Raw genomic sequence first — 18627 nt, forward strand, 5'->3', positions numbered from 1 at the left:
TTGCAAGGTTTTATACAAAAAAACTCTAAAAATGGTTATTATATATACTATAATATACGGTTTTTTATATTCATAAACAAATAAATATATAATATTTCAGGGCCGACTAAATAGTTTACTAATGTTCTTTAAAAAGTTAGTATTGGACTGGTCAAGATTTTGCCTGAAAGAAGTATAGAAAGACCCGAATCTCTAGCCTAAATAGACTACAAGAAATATCACTTAATCCTTAACTTGACGCATATGGTTTAGTGAACACTTCCATTTAAAATCTGATTACATATATTTTCCATTTCTGATAACCAAGTTAAAATATTATTTTTTTGGGACCATGGAATATAAAAGTCCATAGTATCTTTGGCTATTCTTTTTTGGTCTTCTAGTTTTCGTGCAGCTATAGTTCTTAGATTGTGAAGTCTATCAGCTAGCTTAATCTGAACGACACGAATATCCTTACACTTATTTAATATATTTTGATTATCAGACTTATCTAGTTTCCATCGCAAACCATAAGTATTATAATGCGTAACCATGTCTACTATATAAGCAACTTCCATTCCATATAGTAGTTCTATTTGCTCTAATGTAACGATTGTATCCTCTACTACATCATGTAATAGAGCCGCTAAAATGGTTTCAGCATTCTTTGTAGCTTCTAATACAATCTTAGCTACCCCCATGGGGTGGGTATAATAAGGATCACCTGACTTACGTATAACATTGCCATGTGCTTGCTTAATAAAGTGAATGGTTGCTTTTACCTTTTGTTCAGTTAACGTTGTGTTGCTTACAAGCAGGCTAATAAGCTCTTTTTCTTGGGTTAAACTTGCATCAGTTTCTGCTAACTTATTAGATAAGTCATCGGTATGATATCGTTTAAACTGCATAACTTTTTTGCCATCAATAGGTAATATATAGAAACAGGCTAAACCACTTTCTGTTTCTATGGTTTCTATATATCCTCCATGAGCTTGTACAATTTTTCTACTTTCTTCTTGATATAGATTATTGATGGTCTTAGGTACGAAGTATGAATTAATCTTATCTGTAATTACATAAGTAGGTGCTATATTGGGATTATCTGTATCTGTGGATATAGAAAAAGCGAGTGCAGGTAATATAGGAGCGCTTAATTGCTTCTCAGAGGTACTATATATGGATACCTGGTTAGGCTCAGGAAAAGGGTAAGATAACAATGTGTCTGAAATAGTTAAATAAACGGTATGATCTATGGTATATTTACTCTGGCATAGGTTTAAAAAATTTATAGTCAATAATCTTTCAAAGATAGTTGGGTCGGTTAATAAATATTTTTCTTTTGTTTTTTTCGTTAAAAGCAGCTGTATAGGTATATCTAGTTTCCTAACGGTTTCATAAGATTTTAGGATCAGTTTCTCTATGTCAACTTTATGGATAGATTTGGAATCTAACGTGTACGTATGTTCTTCCTTAGCTCTTTTTAGTAACGATTGTCTAAATACATATAACTGTTTCTGGTGTTTCTCTATAGGTAGGTTTTTTGCATGTATGCCCAGTTCATCAGCTATATCTTGCAACACTTTTCCGCTATAGGTAGGATCTAATCTGTTCCAGTTTTCTTGATTATGTAGAGAAGCTAGCGTATACTGTTGATCGCAGATTCTAGTTAACGCTATAGTTTGTAATTGTCTGTTAACTTTATTTCTTAAATATCGATAGACTAGGCAACTAAGTAGAATGGTTAACCCTATCATTGTTTCTGTAGTTATCCATTCTTTACAACTTACAAGGTCTAAATGAGGCGGTATCCATTTATATATCAATAATACGACAGATAGCATTATTATTGTTATGGTATATGGCAATAATAGACTACTTATACCTATGTTGATTATAAACATTGCGCAAGCCATAGGTTCAAAATGGCTTAGTTTCATATAGGTGATGCCAGAAATAAAAAGGACTCCATATAAAACTATAGGCCACAATCCATGCAACAGACTATTACCTTCCTGTTTATAAGCATGAAGTGTAGGATAGATGGTTATTACTGTTCCTATAGCCATGACAGATATATACCAGTATATGTAAGGAAATAGATATACTTGCTTCACATAGAAAAGTAGTATGGCGTTGTAAACAATAAAATAAATACCTGACGCTATGAAAGTAGTAGCGCTTTTAGGAAATATATCTTTCCAGTAAGAAATAGTAAAAATTGATTGAAAATAGTATAATTTTCTTAACCACCAACGTTTGGTTTCTTGGTTTTGTAGTTTTACTGGACTATCATCTGGAATCCCCACCCAACCCGTATTTGGCTTTTTAGGTAGCAGGTAATGAAGGATCAATAAAATGGACGCACCATATATAAGGGATAGAAATACATCTCGTTCTCTTATAGGTTGTCCTTTTATAAAGATATGGTAAACTGTCATAGCCGTGTTAATTCCCATCGACCATAAGACAGCAGCTGAACGAGGTCTAAATCCAAAGCAAGCCATAATCATTGGAACTGTAACCGAAGGCGTATAGAAATAAAATACTTTATTTAAAAATTGTCTAATATTACTCATGTGTAATGTGATCAGAATGGTAGCTATACCTATTAAACCAGAGGATATTCGTACAACTCTTAGAGAATATTTATCAGTTCGTTCTCTAGAACCGGTTATGAAAGGCCATATATCATTAGCAAATAACACAGAACCTGTATGTAAATAAGAATCAACTGTAGAAATACATAAAGCAATAATAGATGTTATAAGCAACCCTTTGATTCCAGGAAAATGATTAAGCTGCATAATATAGTCTAGTATTTTTTGTTTAGGTGGAATACTATTGCCACTCGTGTATAAAGCAGCAATAACAACTAAAAATAGAAGTGAAAAAACGATCCGAATTGTACCACTCTTGAAAAATACTTTGGTTGCTTGTTGAATAGAAGAAGACATATAAAAACGCTGAATTTGCGCTGGATCAAAAGTAAATATGGAATGCCAAATGAAATAAGTAAACAGATGAACTAAGGAGTTATCCCATGTAGGAGAGATATCCCAAGTAGCTACTTGGGATAAATTAAACTGTGACATATTGACAAATTTTTGCCAGTTAATCCATTGGTTTTTAGAATTATATAACAAAGTAAAAGTTAGAATAGGCAAACAAACACTGAAAAAACAAAATTGATAAACATCTGTTAGCGCTACAGACCTGGCCCCACCTAAAATAGTGTAAGCCGTAACTAGTAGGCCCAAAATAACTGTATAGTAATTAGAATATGCTGGTGCATTACAAGAAGTAATAGATTCAATAATAATTAAACTAATCTTAAACTGAGCAGAAACTTTAGCTATCGTTACTACAATACCAAATATAGCTGTAAGAATTCGCACTGATCTCCCACATAGCCTACCCATAGATTCAGCAATGGAATAATCTCCTAGCCACTCTTTCATTCTAACAATAATGAACCGAGAGGCTAAATAAAATCTAAGTGGACTACCTAGACTTAGTATTAACATATATAATCCTTGATAGTAATAACCAGTTAGTTGAGTATGTAAAAAATTCCCTCCATATATGGTAGCTATTAAAGAGATAGTAACTACCCAAGTGGACATATTTCTACTGCCAACTGCATAGTCTTTAAATGTAGTAACTGACTTACTACAGTATAATCCTATTGCCAGTGTAGTGACTAAGAATATTATTATGATCAATAGGTCGATATCCATGGATTATCTGTATTTATTGTTTTTAGTGCAACACTATAATAAAATTTATTGAATACTTCCATCCTTCATGGTAATGGCAGATAATATTCATTTAATTTTTGTATTAAATGTTATGATATATGTATATACATATACTATATAGTGGATAATAGTCAGATTAAAAAAATCCTATTTGCTATGTTTCGTTTATTTATACTTTTTTATCTATGTCTTGTTTCTTGCAGCTGTATAACGAATAAACCTAATAGAAAATCAATTCCTAGCCAAGCACAGTTAGAATATGATTCAACAGTGTGTAGTTACGACAGTAGCACTATACTTGCAAGAAGATTAAAAAATAATCTAAAGGCCAGTGTTGGTGTTTTGCTTTGTTATACTAATGACAAACAAGAAAGTTTTGTCTTATTAGGTAGAGAACGAGTAGGTAAACGTGATGGGGCAACATGGTGTGAATTAGGTGGAAGTGTAGAAACAGGTGAAAGTTTTTTAGAAGCTGCTATTCGCGAATCAAAAGAGGAAAGTGGAGGCGTATATCAATTGGATCCAAATGATTTATTGAATAATGGAGTGGTTTGTTATAATAAATATAAACAAAAGGATGGGCGTATTAGAGAAGAAGTATATATTTTACTGAATATAAATAATTATTATCCTTCTGATGTATTATGTAAAGCAGTCAATCGGCAAAATAAGGATACTTATAGGGAGAAAGATGACTTCAAATGGGTTTCATGCACTAGTTTATGCACAATCGATCACAATCCTTGTATATTAACAGATATAGATGGTAATGAGCATACGTTTACGCTAAGAAAGTTTTTCTATGAAGCATTGAAAAGAGATTCATTTCGAATGAAATTATTATATGTAATGTAGTTATAAAGGAGGTACATAAACATAACGCATAATTTGTTTCAATAAATATATAGAAAGGATTTCCAAATATAATTTATCACATAATGGATTTAATAGGTACCTAATATTGAAGTTATACAAATAAACATTACAAAATGAAAGACTATACTTTACAAGTAACAGCTAGAGCGCTAATAGTAAAAAATAGGCAATTACTACTTGTTAGTAATGATTATAAGCTTTGGTATACACCTGGCGGGCATTTAGAACCAAGTGAAACGCTTCCAGCGTGCATGGTAAGAGAAGTAAAAGAAGAAACTGGACTTGATGTTAAACCAAACCAAATTGTCCATGTTGCAGAATTTTTTGATAAAAAGTATAATGCACATAAGATAGAGGTCTATTTTTCCGCAGAAATAGATGTAAATGAGCTGCCTAAAAATTGGTCAGATAAAGATGGTCCAGTTACAACCTCTCAATTTTTTGATGTTGAAGCCTTAAAAGATATCCATGTTGTACCAGCCTTTTTAAAAACAGGTAAATGGTCAAATTTTGATCTTGATGTTTATCAAGGATCAGAAAAGAGATAAAGTTATATCAGATATAAAAATTGTAGTAGTTGATATTTAATCTGCCACGTGGAGGGTAACAACCTATACGAATCACACACTTAGTTGGACCATAGGCGTCAAGTTAAGTCTATGATTTGTATAAACGTTGAGTAGTATAATGGACTGAATAATTCGGACAAAAATTTTTCACTTTATTTTCGTATCTGTTCAACACTATGGCCATAGTGATAAAATGCCCCTGTAAAAAGTTTCGAAATAGAAGCCACCCCTTGCAGATGATTGGGAAAAACAGATTCCTTTGAAGCCCGCGTAGCGGGCGACTTCTGTTTTTCCATCTGTAAGGGGTGGGTTCCGGAACTTTTTGCCGAGGGCTTGATTTTTTGTCCACTTTTTTATCAAGAAAAAAGTGGAATACAATTCATTATTAACCAGTGACGTGAATAGATACTTATTTTCCGTATGTTTTAGTTTTAAACTGGCTAATATTATTTATACAACTGAAAACCAATTGTATAATTTTTAGGTTAACAGCATTGAGTGAACGATAGTTGAGAAATATGTAAATAACAAAAAATAGTTACCTGCTTAACTAGAAAAAGCAGATACCTAATTTTTACTGATTGTCAGATTAAATATCAATTTCTACAAAGGACGATTTGGGGATTTACTCTTTGTGCGGCAACCGTCCTAAGATTTCATTTAAGCTTGCCTCATCTGGCACCAACACTTCTCTAGCTTTGCTGCCCTCAAAGGGGCCTACAATACCTGCCGCTTCCAATTGGTCTATAAGTCTTCCAGAGCGGTTATAGCCCAACTTCAGCTTGCGTTGGATCAAAGAAGTACTGCCCTGTTGGTGCAATACAATCAACCTGGCCGCTTCTTCAAATAAGGGATCCGTTGCCTGCAAATCTACAGATACCATATCCTCTTTATCCTCTTCATCGTAAGTAGGTAACATATAGGCAGATGCATAGCCTTGCTGTGCACCAATATAGCTGCAAACACGTTCTACCTCTTCTGTATCTAAAAAGGGCGTTTGCAAACGAATGATATCAGAATTCATGGAAAGCAACATGTCTCCATTGCCTACCAATTGCTCCGCACCACTCGCATCTAAAATCGTTCTAGAGTCAATCCGTGAGCTTACTTTATAGGAAATCCTAACAGGAAAATTCGCTTTGATAATACCTGTAATCACATTCACAGAAGGCCTTTGTGTAGCCAAAACAAGATGGATGCCAATGGCACGTGCCAATTGGGCCAGTCGTGCAATGGGTACCTCTATTTCCTTACCTGCTGTCATCATCATATCGGCAAACTCATCTATCACCAATACAATATAGGGTAAAAAACGGTGGCCTTCTTGAGGGTTTAGTATCCTTTTTATAAACTTTTCATTGTATTCTTTAATATTACGTGTGCCCGCTTCCTTTAGTAGTTCATAGCGGTGGTCCATTTCAATGCATAAAGAATTCAAGGTATGAATTACCTTTTTGGTTTCTGTAATAATCGGTTCTTCACTGATCGGTAATTTGGCTAAAAAATGACGTTCTAATTTGTTATAGAGCGAAAGTTCTACCTTTTTAGGGTCTACCAATACCAGTTTTAATTGGGAGGGATGCTTTTTATAAATCAAAGAGGTCAATAGCACATTGAGCCCGACAGATTTGCCTTGCCCAGTAGCACCTGCAATAAGTAGATGAGGCATGCGGCCTAAATCTGCAATAAACAGCTCATTAGAGATACTTTTACCCAATACAATAGGTAAATCCATCTTCCCTTTTAAAAACTTTTCAGAGGCAAGCATCTCCTGAAGCGGTACGACTTCTCTATTTTTATTGGGTACTTCAATGCCAATGGTGCCTTTCCCTGGTATGGGCGCAATGATACGAATCCCTAACGCAGCTAGGTTGAGGGCAATGTCGTCCTCCAGGTTTTTTATCTTGGAAATTTTTACCCCTGCTTCAGGTACAATTTCATAAAGGGTAACGGTAGGGCCAATAGTAGCTTTAATTTTGGCAATATTAATCTTAAAGTTTTGTAGGGTTTGTACAATATTGTTTTTATTGATAGCCAACTCTTCCTGTGTAACAGATAGCTGTTCTTGTTCATATCGTTCCAATAGATCTAAAGAAGGATATTTGTAGTGCGATAGGTCTAAGGTTGGATCGTAGTTTTCGCTTCGAATATGGGGCATTGTCGAAGGTGTAGGAGAGGAGGAGGCTTGAGGCAGTTTTTTAGAGGATGGTTGAGGGGCGACTACTTCAAAGTCTATATTGCTTTTGTCAGGCGTTTCTATACTGATTTTCAGATTTGTATCTGCTGCATCTGTAGGGGTAGGTTCGCTGTCATTGATTTTTTTTTTACTAGATGGCGGCTCACTTTCTGATTCAAATGGATCACTTTCTCTGTTATTTTCCTCTTTGGGTGAATATCTATGCTCTTTTTGTGTATGTTTCCGTGCAAATAAACGAGGTGACGGAAAAGAAGTTACATTGAAAAATATCACCATGAAGATGAGCAAGGCAATAAAAAGCAAGATAAAAGTGCCATAGCCTAATAGTCCTTTAAATAACGTGCCAAGCGTATAGCCCACTCCTCCTAGATGGTTAGCCAGTAAGGTGGCAGTTGGGTAGAGTGTGTATAGGTAGCCTAGTAAAATATTGAACCATAATACAAGAAAAATAGAAGCCATCATCACTTTTAATAAGGAAAGGTGAGGACAAATTTTTTGTGTGACCATTTTTATGCCTGTTAAAAATGGAAAAGGCAAAAAGATAAAAGCGGTGATGCCCCACCAGATATGGATACAATAATAACTTATAAAAGCACCCGTAAAACCCAGCCAGTTGGAAATAGCCAGACTAGATGCCTTGAAACCTAAAGACCGAAAAGATTCAATAAGATGCTGATCTTTAGCGCCATGAATAAGATGCGACAGGAAGGAAAATGCTAAAAAAATACTAATCCCCTGTAGAAAAAATCCAATGGTTATTTTAGTACGTTGGTCTAATATAAATGGCTTGGATGGAGCACTTTTTTTAGGCGTAGCTGGCTGAACTTTATAATTATTTGGGGCCATTGAATAAACAAAAGAAAAATAGGATACCTCCAGTAAGGCAAAATTAAGCAAATCCCAATTCTAACTTAGCTGCTTGAGACATTCGATCTATTGTATAAGGAGGCTCAAAGGTAATATCTACCTTTACTTCATGCACTCCTTCTATCGCTTTAATCTTTTCTTCTACTTGGCTAGGTATGATATCTGCTGCTGGACAATTGGGAGAAGTAAGTGTCATTAAGACCTCAATGTTATTGAGCGGCAAGATGGTAATGTCATAGATAAGTCCTAGTTCATAAACATCTACTGGTATCTCTGGATCATACACTTGTTTAATAGCTGCTATAATTTGTTCTTTTTGAATCATAATGATGATAGATTTGAATACCCCACCCTTGCGAAACCAAAATTACCATTAGAAGTAGGCTTTAAAAGAGGTCCAAGAGTGAATGCGCTGCAATATAACCAATCATCTCTAAAAAGGCTACCATCTGTTTACATAGTAACTAACTGCTTGTATCCCTTTTGTTATTTTTTTCGATACTGTTTCCTACCTTCAGAGCCTTTTTAGCTGCTACTTCTAATACTGTGGCTATCTCTGGGCCTAAGTACGTATTGGCCAGTTTCACATCTATAGCCAATGTTTCTTGTGCCATATGTTGCACCTCTGTTGGATGGATATAACCTGCTGCATGGCGTAGGTCATAGAGCCGTTCTGCCAGTTTAATAAATAGAACAGAAAGCTGTATATGTTCTTCCTTGATCGCTTCTTTCAGTCGATTCTGCACATATAGCAAAGAAGGATGGTCTAGCGATTGCCGTTTATCGATCCCTACCACATTCAAGACAAAAGCATAGACGCCTAAGTTATAATGTTCCTTGACATAAGAAAGCGGTAAACAGGTACGACGCACCAGTTCATACAACAAAGCAGCATAGATTACTTTAGGAGAGTGAAAAGCCCACTCTACTACCAATTCAGCAATCCCTACCGCCCGCACATAAAACAATTGACCAGAAGCATGTCGTTTAAAACCAAAATGTTGCCTCAGCAATAAAAGCAATCCAGAAATAGTGCCCACATCCACAGGATCCATCTGATAAGAGAACTTGCAAACATAGTCATGGAACTTCATGAGTACCATCATCGAATCGGCTTGCTCCTTAGGGGTGGCGGGTGCTTCTAAGGTTAAGGCATCTAGAGGGAGTGTAGTAGTCATCCTACCTAGGATATCTGTGACATCATTAGGCAATACCAACAGCATCGAGGGGTGCTTTTTTCCACCCAACGTTTCCCAATAGCCATAATGGGCACCAACAATACTGGATAAGGTTTCCTGTTGCAAGTCTATAGAGGGTGGTGTTTCTGGTTTACCTTGAGGGTCGATCGCATCTATGGCATCGCCATAGGTCTGCTTCACTTTAGGTAGTGTTTCAGGAGCAGCAGTAGCCTGGCTGATTACCAAAGCCGTAGCTTGAAAAAGAATGCATACAGGTTGGCTGCCATCAACAGGATCGGCTAGCTTAAACTGCAAAGCAGTCGAATGGAGTTGTATCCGCACAACGGGTCTAACCGCCTCCTGTAGCTTACCGACACGTAAAACAGCCTTAACCAATAAGTAGACTACTTGATGGATATCACATACCATATAAGGGGATGCCCCCCCATTGGCACTAGTTATGGTTTCTACCAGTAGTCTAGGTGGATCAGTCACCTCTTGCGACAAGGCCAACTCTACCTTACGTATTAACTTATCTAATGTGATCTGCGTAGGTTGCAACAGTGCATGCTTTTTAGCTTTAGCCCTTCTATTGAAGTAGGCCGCCCAATCGTAGAGCTTATTGATAATACTTTGAAAGTCCTGTTTATAAAGCGGAATATTGCTATCTAAAAAAGAAATAGATTCCTCAATCTTACCTATTACCTCCGTTAGAATGGCACCATACCCTTTGGCCTTACCAACCGTAGGCCCTGCAGCTGCATCATAAAGAGAGGCTTTGAGTTGCTGGGATTTTCTTATTTTTTCATGATTTTCAAGGTAAAGAATTTTATTTATGTAAATATTTTGGTTGACTTTAAACCAAATAATAATCGCAACGATTAATAGGCTCACCACAAATAGTGGCAACAAGGTACACAACATGGGCAGCGTAAATCCCACGGAAATAGGATAAAGCGCCAGTAGTAATGTACCAGTTACAACCCCTATACCCAGATAGAGGGGAAAGAGCGATAAGATTACCGCACAATGGGCCAACGACAAGGATGTGGTAAAGACCGGGTCTACCAGGTTCCACCAGTGCTCAAGTAGATTTACAGGGAGGTAAACCGCTAGTCCTATTAGCCAACACACACCCATGCACCAAGCTGGAATGGTTTTGCTAAAAAAGGTTTTAGAAGAGGTAAAAAGCGCCCCCACAAGGACTTGACAAATCGCCCAATAGATGTGATCGGGCCTAATAAACCAATAATCTAGAATAGCAGTAGCGACCATATATAGACCTATTAAGCGTATGGTACGATCACTGGGCATCAGTTTGAGTAAAATAGCTTTTTTATTGGTCCAGCCATTTTTAATAGCTTCTTTTCGTTCCACACGTTTGCGTCTATGAGCTTGTTGGAGTTGTTTAAACTGGTAATCCGGATCCATCCACCCCGTGTCTTTAGGTTGTTTAAATAAATGGTGGGCTGCCATCATAGCTAGGCCATTTGCTACCATAGCAGGGAAAGAGCCATCCATACCTGTTGAAGGTTTAACCCATTTGTTCCAAGCTACAATAGCCAGTCCACCTGTTGCCATACCGACTAAAGCAGTACGAGTAGTCCCTCGAAAACCAAAAGCAGCTAAGATAAAAGGAGCTGTTACGATAGGTATAGAGCAGTTAAGGGACCAATACAGTAATTTTAACAGGTCTTGATTTTTAAAAGCTAACAGCATAGCCAATAGACCCACCACTAATGTAGCCCGTCTAGCTATTTTAAGTTGATAGCCATCTGTAATTTCTTTTCCTTTTTGTAGACTTTTCACGATATCATGGCCAACCATAACAGAGCAAGCATTTAAGCAAGAATCAGCTGTGGACATTGCCATAGCCAGCAAACTAATGGTCACAAATCCTTTAAAAAAAGGAGGGATGTGGTTCATTATATATTCCAAAATTGCTTCCTTCGGTAAATCTGGTGCTTTTACAAAAACAAATAGACTTATTAAAGTGATAAAAGAAGTTATAACAAGGCTAAAAAGAGTAGCATATGAAAAAACTTTCTGAGCCTGAATAGGGCCAGAAGCCATATACACCCGTTGCATAGTGTGTGGACTTACTCGAGATGTTAAAGCACTTAACACACGCAACAATAGCGCTATGAGTATGGTATAGCCATGGAGTAGACTACTAAATTGAAATTTAGTATGGCCTTGTAGCATAGGAATAATGGTTGCAGCTGGCTTGTCTGCTTTTGCAAACATACACCAAGCTAAAAGGGGAATAATAATGGAAAAGGTTAGAAACTGCAATACATCTGTAAAGGTAACGGCACGAATACCTCCAAAAGTGGAATAGAAGATCAGGAGTAAGCTTGCAAGGGCAGTGATTACATAGGGATTAGTCAATACCAGACAAATTTCAATGGCCTTGCTCATTACAATCATTTGGCTAGTAATGATAACGATACAACTACATATACTAACCAAAGCAGTAAGAATCCGTGGATAGATACCATACACACTACCTATTGTTTCAGCTATAGAGAGGTGTTGCATAAATGGCCCCATACGCAATGCTAATCTACCAATGAACCAATTACCAAAACAATTTAAAAGTATAACAATGATCCAAAATAAGCCAAGTTCATAAATACACTCTACATTACGTATTAAGCCTCCTCCACCATAATCAGTAGCCAATACTGTAGCAACTAGGGTGGCGGTAGCAAATTGTTTATTCCCCACTGCATATTCCCGAAAGGTGGTTTTTTTTCTACTAAAGTAAATACCTACCACCAGCGTTAAGGATAAAAAAGCGGCTACTATAAATAAGGCCATACTGAAGTAGATCATAAAGGATGCGTTCTTAAAAAGATTAAAAATAGTTGTCAGCCTAGCACACCAATTATAATGGTAGGGATTTTGGGCTAAAAATCAAAAAAAGGAAAGTTGTTAAAGTGTAAGATAAGGCATTATTTTTTTCCCCCAATTAGCATGGTACCCTGGTAGCCTTTGTATGGTATGAAGAGTTATAAACTTCCCTGCTCGTTTTCTATAATCTATAATGGCTTTGGCCATAGCAGCTGAAATATAAGGATGAGCGACTAATGTTTTAAAGCTTGCTTGGTTTAAGGATAATTTTTTAGGCCTATAGTAGGTGCATATAGTTGTCCGTTTGATTAATCGTGTTTGAAGATGGTTCGATAGACCATATACCTCCTTATATTGATCGAAGCAAATAAACCCACCTAGTTTGTTTCTATACCGTAGGATGCGAACGGCCAGCTGTGCTGTAATGCCTTCTATCTCTTGTAACGCTTCTGGAGTGGCTGTGTTGATGTTAATCAGGGATACTTTACCAGAGTTTGCTTGCAGTAGCGTTAATTTTTTTTCTAAAAACGCAATAGCTGCGCTATGGTCCAGTGGCTTATGGGTGTATGTATAGTATAACTTGTATACCTTAGGTGCAATGATGCAAAGTAGCATCAGCGTAATCATGGCGAGCAAACCATTGCTTTCCCGATTAGAAAAATGAAAAGCTTGTTTGATCCAACGGGTTAGCTTACGCCACATGATGCCTATGAGCGGTTACATATTTTTCCCACTTCTCTATTAGTTTAACAAAATTTTCTGGTAAAGGGGCTTCAAATGAGAGCGCTACTTTTGTTATTGGGTGGTTAAATCCAAGTACCGCTGCATGTAGTGCCTGGTAAGGCATCAGCTTAAAACAGTTTTGGACAAAGGCCTTATAGGAGGCATACCGTTGGCCACTAACGATCACATTGCCCCCATACTGAAGGTCACCAAAGACAGGGTGGCCTATATGCTTCATATGGACACGAATCTGATGGGTACGTCCTGTTTCTAATCTGCAGGCTACAAGCGAAACATGGTGGAGCCGTTTGATGACTTGATAATGGGTAACCGCTCTTTTTCCTTGTTGGTTGTCTGGAAAAGCTGCTATTCTTTGATAGTTATGACTGTCTTTACCTACATTGATATGAATCGTTCCAGTCTCATGTTGGGGGGTGCCCCAAACCAATGTATAGTAGGTCCGTGTTACCGTATGGTTGTAAAATTGACGGGCCAAATCAGCCAGGCTATCTGCTGTTTTGGCCACTACCAATAGGCCTGATGTGTTTTTATCAATTCGATGTACCAAACCGGGTCTGGTAGCCATATTGTCTTTTAAAGGCAGATGCTTATAGCGATACAGTAATGCATGGGCGAGCGTTCCAGTGCGATGTGCGCTATCTGGATGTACTGCCATTTGGGCTGGTTTATGGACAACCAGCAGATGATCATCTTCATATACAATATCCAATGGTATCTCTTCTGGCGTAACCGTTTCTATATCAATGGGTGTAGGTATATGGGCTACTATTGCATCTCCAGGCTGAACGACATAGTTGGGCTTGATAAGGTGCCTATTGACAGTAACCGATTGACCAGTAATCGCTTCTTGAATTTTATTTCGACTGATTTGCAAAGCCTCTGATAAAAACTTGTCTATACGGAGCTTAGCTTGTTCGTTTGTAACGGTAACGGCATATTCTGTTAGAGAGGGTATGGGTAGGCTGTAATCTTTCATCTGTAATCTTTCAAAAGTATTTTCGTTGGATAAATGCATGCATGAGCAGTCCATTTCTAAATAATTTTTGTTTCCTACTAAAAGAGGTTTTGCACTCCGTTATGGAGCTAGAAGCGGGTTGGGAGGAGTTGGGCTTTGCTGTTACGCTCTGGAATAAAGGTGCAGCTTGAGGCGTTTTATCTGTCATTTTTCTAGTGATGGGTATTGTCGTAATAGGAGGGTACTCCTTGATTCCTGGCTGATCTTCTATCTCATCTTGATCTGGTTCCTCATTGGATACTACATCATTCGATCCATTCAGATGGCTATATAGCCATCGAATGCCCCAAAAGACTAAAACCATAATAAGCTTAGTTTCTGCTTCAGATTTTAAGACAAAAAATTCCATAAGTTACCCTTATTTATTGCTCAGTAACATTGCGCAAAAGGGCGCTTTACGGGCCTAGAGCTCGCGTTTGATTTCCTTCCGCTCAAAACCTTCTATAATGTCCCCCACTTCAATCTCGTCAAAATTTTTAATATGTATACCACATTCAGAAACAGATTTTACTTGCTTAATCTCTTCTAGTCCATGCTTTATAGTATGGATCACACCCGTGAATACAACCTGCTCTTTCCTGATGACGCGTATAGGATTGGATTGTTTGATAAAACCTGTTTGTACTTGACAACCTGCAATATTACCAATTTTTGAAAAAGTAAAGATCTTTTTAATTTCTGCGCGACCAGTAGGTGCTTCTTCTATAGTAGGCGCTAAAAGTCCCTCTACTGCACCACGCACATCATCTATAGCACTGTAAATAATCGAATATTGTTTGATTTCTACTCCCTCTCTCTCAGCCAATTTTTTGGCTTGCGCAGATGGTTTAATATGAAAAGCAATAATAATGGCTGCAGCAGTAGTAGCCAGGAGTACATCAGATTCTGAAACTGCCCCTACGCCCTTGTGTAGAATATTTACCTCTACCTCCTCATGAGACAACCTAAGCAATGCGTCCGCTAATGCTTCAATAGAGCCATCCATATCTCCTTTAATGATAATGTTTAGTTGCTTAAAGTTTCCTACCGTTAAGCGGCGCCCAATTTCATCAAGGGTAAGCTGGGATTTGGTACGCAATGCTTGTTCGCGCAACAGCTGTTGCTTTTTTTGTGCCAGTTCTCCTGCTTCTTTTATACTATCCATCACACGAAAGGTATCCCCTGCCCTAGGGGCACCATTTAAGCCCAATACCTGTACAGAGGTTGCAGGGGAGGCTGTTTTTTGGGGAATGTTTTGGTGGTTTAACATCGCTTTGACCTTTCCATAGTAGACACCAGCTAGCACAATATCGCCTACACGTAAGGTGCCATCTTGTACAATGCCAGTCGATATATACCCTCTACCGGGATCTAGGAAGGATTCCAGAATGGTACCCCTTGCCTTTTTAGAAGGGGTTGCTTGTAGCTCTAATAGCGATGCTTCCAGAAGAATTTTTTCTAAAAGCTCATTTATCCCTTTCCCTGTTTTGGCCGAAATCTCTTGGCATTGGTATTTTCCACCCCAATCTTCTACTAAGATATTGAGGTTGGCTAAATCTTCTTTAACCTTTTCTGGGTTGGCTTGCGTTTTATCAATTTTATTGATGGCAATAATAATGGGACAACCCGCTACTTGCGCATGGCTAATGGACTCCTTAGTCTGAGGCATAATACTATCATCTGCCGCTACCACAATCACGATAATATCGGTTACCTGTGCCCCCCTGGTACGCATAGCTGTAAAAGCTTCATGACCAGGTGTATCTAAAAACACAATTTTTTTGTTTTGATCGGTAGTAATATCATAGGCCCCAATGTGCTGTGTAATGCCACCAGCCTCTTTTGCAGTTACCTGCGTAGTACGGATATAATCTAGTAATGAAGTTTTTCCGTGATCTACGTGGCCCATAATGGTTACAATAGGCGGACGTTCCACAAGCTCACCACCTTCTTCCTCTATATCTTTAGAGGCTTCTTCGTTATGGAGGTCAACAAATTCTACGCTATAGCCAAACTCATCTGCAACAACGGTAATGGCTTCTGCATCCAGACGTTGGTTGATAGAGATAATCATACCTAACGCCATACAGGTAGAAAGCACCTCATTTACGGTAACATCCATAAAAGAAGCTAATTCATTGGCTGAAATAAATTCCGTAATTTTTAAAACCTTTTCTGTTGCTTTTTCCTGACGTTGACGTTTTTCTTCAGCTTCTAGATGGGCACTACGTCTATCTCTTTTATACTTAGAGCGTGCTCCATCTCCGCCAGTTTGGTGCAATCTTGCTAAGGTTTTTTTAATTTGGCTTTCTATTTCCTGAGCAGATACGCCTTCTTGTTCCTGTGGGGTTGTTTTTATTTTAGTATCCTTCTCTCTACGTACGGGAGTAGTAGTAAATTTAGCTTTACTACCGATAGGCCTAGATGTAATAGTGGGATTTATGGGGCTTTTTATTCTAACTTGTGGCTTTGGCTCTCCTGTTTTAGGGGAGTCTATTGCACCATGAAGCTTTTGTGATGAAGTGCCACGGCTATGGTGCTGCCTTCTAAAAGTGTGTTCAGGTAAGGTCATTTTACCTACTATAGTAGGTCTTTTAAGTGGTTCTGAAAAAGATATTTTATCTGGTTTGTCAGGAGCTTGCTCCGTTGCTTTGTCCAATGGCTGTGATGTAGCATCAGAGCCTCTTGTTGGTGGAGCAACTGGTAAGGTTTCCGCATCAACTGAAGTGAGGTCACCTTCGGTTTTATTTTTTTCAGGGGTTAAGTCAATCTTTCCAACAGCCTTTAAGCCAGGTAAAACAGGAACAGAAGCTTCGTAATGATCAGGGAGGACAGTCTCTTCTTGCGTGATGTTTTTAACTTTTGTGTGTGCTTTCTTGGCAGGTTCTTTGCTTTTTATCTGATCATGCTTACCAGTAGGGGCAGAAAGGCTGGGGTAGGCTTTGCCGATGGTTACATGCGCGGCTTCTTGTTTATCTACACCAGCTGAAATAAATTCAGCAGCCAGTATATTAAATTGTTCAGCCGTTATTTTAGCATTGGGCTTATTGTCTACTGCAAACCCTTTTTGGGCTAAAAAAGAGGCAATTGTCTCTGTTCCTACATTTAACTTTCGAGCCACTTGGCTGAGTCGCATGTTTTTTTCTTCATTCATGGGCTATTGTTCTCTATCTAGAAGGCATATTTAGGTTAACCATTAAGCGCCTGATCTAATATAGCATAGATTTCATCTATTGTTTCCTCTTCTAAGTCAACACGTTGCTCAAGGGTTTCCTTAGATAGGGCTAAAACGCTTCTGGCTGAGTCTAAACCGACTTTATGCAACGCTTCCAAAATCCAAGGCTCAATCGTATCACTAAACTCAGAAAGCGGAATATCATTTTGCTCTAAATGACTGGGAATATCTCTATAAACATCTATTTCTTTGCCAATGAGCAGGCCTGCTAGTTTGATATTTTGACCTCCTTTGCCAATGGCTAATGCGACTTGATCGGGCTCTAAGTAGACAGATACCCTTTCACCATTTTGCTCGACTCGATTGATACATGCAGGGTGGAGGGTACGCGCAATATATAGTTCTAAGTTATCAGTATAATTGATGATATCAATGTTTTCATATTGGAGCTCTTTGGTAATGCCATGTATACGAGATCCTTTGATACCTACACAGGCCCCAACTGGGTCAATCCTGTCATCAAAAGTCTCAACAGCTACCTTAGCGCGTGCTCCTGGGTCTCTTACAATTTTTTTTATGGCAATAAGCCCATCCTGGATTTCAGGAATCTCATTTTCAAATAGCCTTTCTAAGAAAAGAGGAGATGTTCTAGAGAGTATGACGCGAGGAATTGCATTGTTAAATGTTATTCTGCAAATGACTGCACGAATATGTTCCCCTTTTTTAAATTGATCCTTAGGTATTTGCTCTGATTTTGGTAAAAAAAGCTCATTGTTTTCATCATCTAATAAGATGATTTCTTTACCCAAAATTTGATTTACTTCAGCTGAAATCAAACAACCTACTAGCTGTTCGTATTTATTATACAGGGCTTCTTTTTCTAGTTCTCGGATCTTTTGTATAAGCATTTGCTTGGCAGTCAGTATGAGCCTTCTGCCAAAATCGGAAATTTTAATTTCCTCAGATAACTCTTCCCCTAGTTCAAAATCGGCCTCTATTTTTCTAGCTTCTGAAAGGGGTATTTTATTAGGCGCGCCTACATCTACTGCATCATCAGCTACAACTTCACGAAAACGCCATATCTGCAAATCTCCTTTATCAAGATTGATAATGATGTCAAAATTATCACTATTTCCAAATTTGCTCAGCATAACCGCACGAAATACATCTTCTAAAATACGTATGACGGTAGGCCTATCAATATTTTTAGATTTGGCAAATTCTGCAAATGATTCTACTAATTTATTACTATCCATTGATCACTAAAACATACACACGTATACAATAAAATACGTACAAAAAGGAAGAATAAAGAGAAATTCAAGGCTACACAAACCTGCGTTTCTCGAACGGATGCTATATGGCAACCCTCAATTTATGCTTTTTAAGCATGATTCCAGCTTACAACGGTAAGGTTGGAATCCTGACAATATA

Annotated in this window: 12 protein-coding genes; 2 read left to right on the forward strand and 10 right to left on the reverse strand. The window is 37.9% G+C overall.

Annotated features, from left to right (window positions below; genetic code table 11):
- Nucleotides 1-248 precede the first annotated feature (248 nt).
- Entirely contained in the window at nucleotides 249-3716 is a 3468-nt protein-coding gene (locus AAHM81_RS03120; protein WP_342265054.1) for a sodium:solute symporter family transporter, read from the reverse strand.
- 177 nt (nucleotides 3717-3893) lie between these two features.
- Between AAHM81_RS03120 and AAHM81_RS03125 the strand changes: the two genes are divergently transcribed.
- Entirely contained in the window at nucleotides 3894-4592 is a 699-nt protein-coding gene (locus AAHM81_RS03125) for an NUDIX hydrolase (protein ID WP_342265055.1), read from the forward strand.
- 134 nt (nucleotides 4593-4726) lie between these two features.
- Complete coding sequence (locus tag AAHM81_RS03130) at nucleotides 4727-5161, forward strand: NUDIX hydrolase (protein WP_342265056.1); 435 nt, start codon at nucleotides 4727-4729, stop codon at nucleotides 5159-5161.
- Nucleotides 5162-5334: 173 nt separating this feature from the next.
- Here the strand turns inward: AAHM81_RS03130 and AAHM81_RS03135 are convergent, their stop codons facing one another.
- The 9 genes from AAHM81_RS03135 to nusA all read right to left on the reverse strand — a co-directional run bounded on the left by AAHM81_RS03135 (nucleotide 5335) and on the right by nusA (nucleotide 18449).
- Nucleotides 5335-5478 (reverse strand): hypothetical protein, encoded by a 144-nt coding sequence (locus tag AAHM81_RS03135; RefSeq protein WP_342265057.1) that lies wholly within the window; start codon nucleotides 5476-5478, stop codon nucleotides 5335-5337.
- Between the two features lie 329 nt (nucleotides 5479-5807).
- Nucleotides 5808-8225 (reverse strand): FtsK/SpoIIIE family DNA translocase, encoded by a 2418-nt coding sequence (locus tag AAHM81_RS03140; protein WP_342265058.1) that lies wholly within the window; start codon nucleotides 8223-8225, stop codon nucleotides 5808-5810.
- Between the two features lie 43 nt (nucleotides 8226-8268).
- Nucleotides 8269-8571, reverse strand: coding sequence for an iron-sulfur cluster assembly protein (locus AAHM81_RS03145; protein ID WP_342265059.1), 303 nt, complete (start codon nucleotides 8569-8571; stop codon nucleotides 8269-8271).
- A 139-nt stretch (nucleotides 8572-8710) separates the two neighbouring features.
- Entirely contained in the window at nucleotides 8711-12247 is a 3537-nt protein-coding gene (locus AAHM81_RS03150) for a sodium:solute symporter family transporter (protein WP_342265060.1), read from the reverse strand.
- Between the two features lie 114 nt (nucleotides 12248-12361).
- Nucleotides 12362-12982, reverse strand: a complete 621-nt coding sequence (locus AAHM81_RS03155; RefSeq protein ID WP_342265061.1) for a ComEA family DNA-binding protein — start codon at nucleotides 12980-12982, stop codon at nucleotides 12362-12364.
- On the reverse strand, nucleotides 12972-14039 hold the full coding sequence (locus AAHM81_RS03160; protein WP_342265062.1) for an RluA family pseudouridine synthase: 1068 nt from the start codon (nucleotides 14037-14039) through the stop codon (nucleotides 12972-12974). Before AAHM81_RS03160 ends, AAHM81_RS03155 begins: the two co-directional genes overlap by 11 nt.
- A complete protein-coding gene (locus AAHM81_RS03165) occupies nucleotides 14011-14388 on the reverse strand; it encodes a hypothetical protein (RefSeq protein WP_342265063.1) in 378 nt (125 codons plus the stop codon). Before AAHM81_RS03165 ends, AAHM81_RS03160 begins: the two co-directional genes overlap by 29 nt.
- A 54-nt stretch (nucleotides 14389-14442) precedes the next feature.
- On the reverse strand, nucleotides 14443-17172 hold the full coding sequence (infB, locus tag AAHM81_RS03170; RefSeq protein ID WP_342265064.1) for a translation initiation factor IF-2: 2730 nt from the start codon (nucleotides 17170-17172) through the stop codon (nucleotides 14443-14445).
- A 35-nt stretch (nucleotides 17173-17207) separates the two neighbouring features.
- Nucleotides 17208-18449, reverse strand: a complete 1242-nt coding sequence (gene nusA / locus AAHM81_RS03175; RefSeq protein WP_342265065.1) for a transcription termination factor NusA — start codon at nucleotides 18447-18449, stop codon at nucleotides 17208-17210.
- Nucleotides 18450-18627 lie beyond the last annotated feature (178 nt).

The sequence above is a fragment of the Cardinium endosymbiont of Philonthus spinipes genome, from assembly GCF_964030745.1.
Taxonomy (GTDB): Bacteria; Bacteroidota; Bacteroidia; order Cytophagales; family Amoebophilaceae; genus Cardinium.